The organism is Neoluteolibacter marinus (assembly GCF_014904755.1).
Taxonomy (GTDB): domain Bacteria; phylum Verrucomicrobiota; class Verrucomicrobiia; order Verrucomicrobiales; family Akkermansiaceae; genus Haloferula; species Haloferula marina.
Window position 1 is genome coordinate 1 of sequence record NZ_JACZFQ010000121.1, and the last position, 4452, is coordinate 4452.

Sequence of the window (4452 nt, forward strand, 5' to 3'; positions counted from 1 at the left end):
GAGATCCTGGCGCCCCCGTCCGCGACGGATGCATTTGTCGTCGGTCTCCGTTTCTCCGGTCCTGTCAGCGGCCTCACCGTCGAGGATCTGGCGGTGAGCGGCGGAACGGCGGGGAACCTGAGCGGCAGCGGCGCCGATTATGAAATCACGATCACCCCATCGGGCACGGGCGTAGTCTCCCTCAAGCTGCCCGCCGGCAAGGTCATCGGCGCGGGTGACGTGGGGAACTTCGCCTCCGCGACCACCCGTGTCGCCATCACCGACAGCAGCCTGGTGACCTGGCTGAAGTTCGACGGCTCGGCTAGCGACAGCTCCCCGATGGAGAATCATGGCACGCAGGTCGACATGGAGCCGGGAGACTGGACCACCGGTCGTTTCGAGGGAGCCCTGTCGTTCGACAGCGGCAATGAACGGGTCACCGTCGGCAACCTGGCCCCAGGCGACTTCACCATCACCTTCTGGATGAGGGCGGCCGGGGATTTCCCGGTCACCAACAACCCGCCGTCAGGCCAGGCGATCGTCACCGCCGACACCCCGGGGCCGAACAACGACTTCATGATTGCCGGGACCCGCGCGGGCAGCACGAACCGGATCTCGTTCCTGACCGGCCACGCCGATCATTCCGCGAACAGCATCCTCCACGGGACCATCGGTGTGACGCCCGGGGAATGGGTGCACGTCGCGCTGACCCGCGACCGCGCCACCGGGGCGATGGCGATCTACCTCAACGGCCAGCCCGACACGTCGGCCACCGGCAGCAGCGACCTCCTGGATGCCAATCCCCTCGTCAACATCGGCGGCAACCCGGAGGGCCCGGCGGTCAGCTTCCAAGGTGACCTCGACCAGTTCCGCATCCACTCGCGGGTGCTGTCGGCACCGGAGATTGAAGCGCTCTTCAACGAGTCCGATCCGGTGGCACCCTATCAGACCTGGCTGGAAGAATGGCTGCCGGGCCTGAGCCACCTTCACGGGATGGACCTCGACATCGAGCACGACGGTCAGAGCAACTTCGCGGAGTTCGCTTTCGGCGGCGATCCCTTGAACCCGAGCATCTTCCCGGTGCCGCTCGAGCGGGCGGCGGACGGCCGGGTGACGCTGAGCTTCACCGCCCGCAAGGCGCCCGCCGGGGCGGTCTACCAGGTCCAGGTCGGCGACGACCTCAGCACCTGGGAGGACGCCGATCCGGGCGTCACCGAGGTGATCCGCGAGGATTACCCGGGAACGGACTACGAGAAGGTGACGGTGACCTACGAGCCGCCGCCGGGGGCGGGCACGCGGTTCTTCCGGATCGAGGCGCTGCCGGAGTGAGGGGGAACTCAGAGCTCCTTGATCCAGATGTTGGCGAAGTCGATGTGCGAGCCGTGATGCTGGAGGGCGATCTTGCCCTTGGCCGCGACACCGGGAAGCTGGGCTTGGTCGATGACGGTCTGGCCGTTGAGGGTGACGGTGAGGCGGTCGCCCTTCATGGTGATCATGGTGCGGTTCCATTCGCCGACCGGGTTGTCCGCCTTGAGCCGCGGCGTGACGCCCGCGATCACCTCCGCCGGCTGGCTGCCGTCGGTGCGGTAGCCGTAGACCTCGCCCGAACCGCAGGGCCAGTTCCAGAGGTTCACCTGGCTCTTCGAGCTGCCGCGCAGGTAGATGCCGCTGTCGAGTTCCTGGACCTCGACGCTCTTGCCGGTTTCCTTGCCGTCGGGGCCGATCACCGGGCGCTTCATCAGCGGACCGGGGGCCGACCAGCGCCAGTCGAAGATCAGGGTCAGGTCCCCGTATTCCTTCTCGCTCCACAGGTCCTTGTCCTTGGCTTCACTGCGGCCGTCGTACTTCAGGATGCCGTTCACCGGCACCCAGTGGCCCTTGTCGCCCTCTTCGGCTTCCCAGCCGGCGAGGCTGTGGCCGTCGAAGATTTTGGTGAAGCCTTCCTTTTTCGCCCCGTCCTCGTTGGCAACCGGCGGCAGTTCGCAGATCTTCATGCCGCGGAAGGCGACGCGATCGCCGTGGCCGCAGAAGGCAAGGTGTCCGGACCGGCGCTTCGCCCCGGCATGGTCGGGGAACTTCCCGTTCAGCTCGTCGAGGTTCGCCTCGGTGATGAGCTCGCCATTGACCTGCACCTTGACCTCGTTGCCATTGACGAGGATGCGCTCGTGGTTCCACTCGCCGACCGGCTTCAGGGGGGCCTTCTTGGCCGGCACCATGGTGTAGATCGAGCCGTGGAACTGGTAGGGCTTGAGGGTCTTGTACTTTTCCGCCGAGTCATCCAGCACCTGCACTTCCATGCCGGTGTAGGCGGCGTCGCCGGTGCCCGGGTAGTGGATGCCGATGCCGTTGTTGCCGCCGGGCGGCAGCTTGAACTCGAAGTCGAAGATGTAGTTCGCGTAAGTCGAGGCGGTCACCAGATTCTTCCCCTGCGGGGTGCAGACGATGGCGCCGTCCTCGACGACGTAGCCGTCGCCGGTCCAGCCGCTGAGGTCGCGGCCGTTGAAAAGCGGGACGAAGAACAGGTCTTCCTCGGCGGAAGCGGCGAGCGGGAGCAGGCTGACGAGCAGGGCGATGGATTTCATGGTGGGGTCAAAGGTCGATGGTCTTGCCGGTGCGGAAGCTTTCGTCCGCGGCGGCGACGATACGCATGGAATTGAGCGCGTCGTCCATGTGATCGGTCAGATCGAGGTCCTCGCGGATCGCCTTGAGGAAAAACTCCTGCTCGCGATGGCACAAGGCATCGTGGTCGGGCTCGTCGTCCAGCCGCACGGATTCGTCGGCCTTGGCGAAGTTGCCGCTGCCGTCGAGCACGGCGTGGTGGAGCTTCAGCGACTGCGTCTGGGTGTGGGCATCGACGTTCGAGCTCTGACCTTCGGCCGCCGCCTTGTCGGCGACGATCGACACGCAGCCTTTCGGCCCGACGACGTCCTTCACGAAGAAGGCCACCTCGCTCATCATCGGGCCCCAGCCCGCTTCATACCAGCCGACCGAGCCGTCGGCGAAGGTCACCTGCAGCGCGCCGTAGTTGATTTTTCCCTCGGGCAGCTCGTCGCTCAGCCGGGCGCCGATGCCGGAAACGCGGACCGGTTTCGAGCGGGTCATCTGGCACATCACGTCGACGTAGTGGACCCCGCAGTCGACCACCGGGGAAATCGACGCCATCAGGTTCTTGTGGGTTTCCCAGTTGGCGCCGAACGACTGCTGGTTGAGGTTCATGCGCATCACCAGTGGCTTGCCGAGCGTCTGGGCCATCTCGATGAATTTGATCCAGCTCGGGTGGTGGCGGAGGATGTAGCCGATCACCAGCTTGCGGCCGCTCGCCTTGGCACGGGCCACCAGCTCCTCGGCGCCTTCCAGGGTGTCGGCGAGCGGCTTTTCAATGAAGACGTCGCAACCGGCATCGAAGGCCGCCATCGCGTAGGCGGCGTGGGTGTCGGGGTAGGTGGAAATGCTGACCGCATCGGGCTTGGTCGCCGCGAGCGCTTCGTGAAAGCCCGCGAACTCCGGGTAGCCGCCGCCGAGTTCCTCGTTGAGCCGGCTCCGGCTTTCCGCCGAGCGGGTCACGATGCCGCAGATCTCAAATCCGGGAATGCGGTGGTAGGCGAGGGCATGGGAGCGCCCCATGTGGCCGGCTCCGGCGCAGAGGATTCGGATTGGTTTTGGCATGTTCGGGGCGGTAAAACGATGTTACGTGACGAATTGTTTCAGGGGATTTCAACCCCGCTCCGGGCATCATGCCAGCGGAATCATTCGCCCCGCAAGTAGCGCACGTAGCGGGCGAGTGCCACGATTTCAGCGTCGGACAGGGTTTCGTGGCCGGGCATGTCGGTGCCGGGAATGCCGAACTTGATGATGCGGGCCAGCCGCTGGTCGAAGTCCGGGCCGCGGGGCGTCCAGAGGAATGGCCCGTGGTCGAGGTCGGTGGGTGCTTTCGCCAGTTGGGTCGCCAGGGGGCCGTCACCGTGGCCGACCGGGCCGTGGCACTGGGCGCAGTGGCGGTTATAGATCGGGGCACCGTCCGGGATCTTCAGGCCGTCGGCGGGTGTCCATGTCAGGGTGGTCGCGCCGCGGGCAAGCGCCGCGTCGGCGGGCACGTCGCGCAGGAAAGCCACCAGATCGTCGCCGCGCCGGTCGTCGAAAAGGTGGGCATACGATGGCATCGGCGATCCCGGGGTGAGGTCGCGCGGGCGGATGAAATGAAGTTTCAGCCAGGCGGCGGAGCGACGGATCCCGACGTTCGACAGGTCGGGGCCCTGCCGGCGGTTGCCGATCAGGACCGGCTGCTCCGCGGTCACGGCGGCGGGATCGGATGCGGGCCCCCACGGGACGGTGTCCGAAAGTCCCGGCCGGACGTAGCGTGAATGGCAGTGGATGCAGCCCTCGGCGAGGTAAACCTGGCGGCCTCTCGCGACTGCACCGGCCGCCCCCGGTGCCGGCGCCGGCACCCCGATGGCGATGGCCGTGACTCCCACG

4 protein-coding genes are annotated in these 4452 nt (G+C 66.5%); 1 reads left to right on the forward strand and 3 read right to left on the reverse strand.

Features of this window, described 5'->3' with window-relative positions; genetic code table 11:
• Nucleotides 1-1308, forward strand: a 1308-nt coding sequence (locus IG178_RS22780; RefSeq protein ID WP_193214898.1) for a LamG-like jellyroll fold domain-containing protein, incomplete at its 5' end; no start/stop codon positions are given.
• A gap of 8 nt (nucleotides 1309-1316) precedes the next feature.
• Here IG178_RS22780 and IG178_RS22785 read toward each other — a convergent pair.
• From IG178_RS22785 to IG178_RS22795, 3 genes are all read right to left on the reverse strand, one after another.
• On the reverse strand, nucleotides 1317-2561 hold the full coding sequence (locus IG178_RS22785; RefSeq protein ID WP_193214899.1) for a 3-keto-disaccharide hydrolase: 1245 nt from the start codon (nucleotides 2559-2561) through the stop codon (nucleotides 1317-1319).
• A gap of 7 nt (nucleotides 2562-2568) precedes the next feature.
• Entirely contained in the window at nucleotides 2569-3645 is a 1077-nt protein-coding gene (locus IG178_RS22790) for a Gfo/Idh/MocA family protein (RefSeq protein ID WP_193214900.1), read from the reverse strand.
• Between the two features lie 80 nt (nucleotides 3646-3725).
• On the reverse strand, nucleotides 3726-4452 hold a 727-nt coding region (locus IG178_RS22795), incomplete at its 5' end, for a cbb3-type cytochrome c oxidase subunit II (RefSeq protein WP_193214901.1).

Bases quoted from the DNA above. Each gene is read 5' to 3' on its own strand.
- IG178_RS22785 (WP_193214899.1), bottom strand. From the start codon at position 2,561: ATGAAATCCATCGCCCTGCTCGTCAGCCTGCTCCCGCTCGCCGCTTCC.
- IG178_RS22790 (WP_193214900.1), bottom strand. From the start codon at position 3,645: ATGCCAAAACCAATCCGAATCCTCTGCGCCGGAGCCGGCCACATGGGG.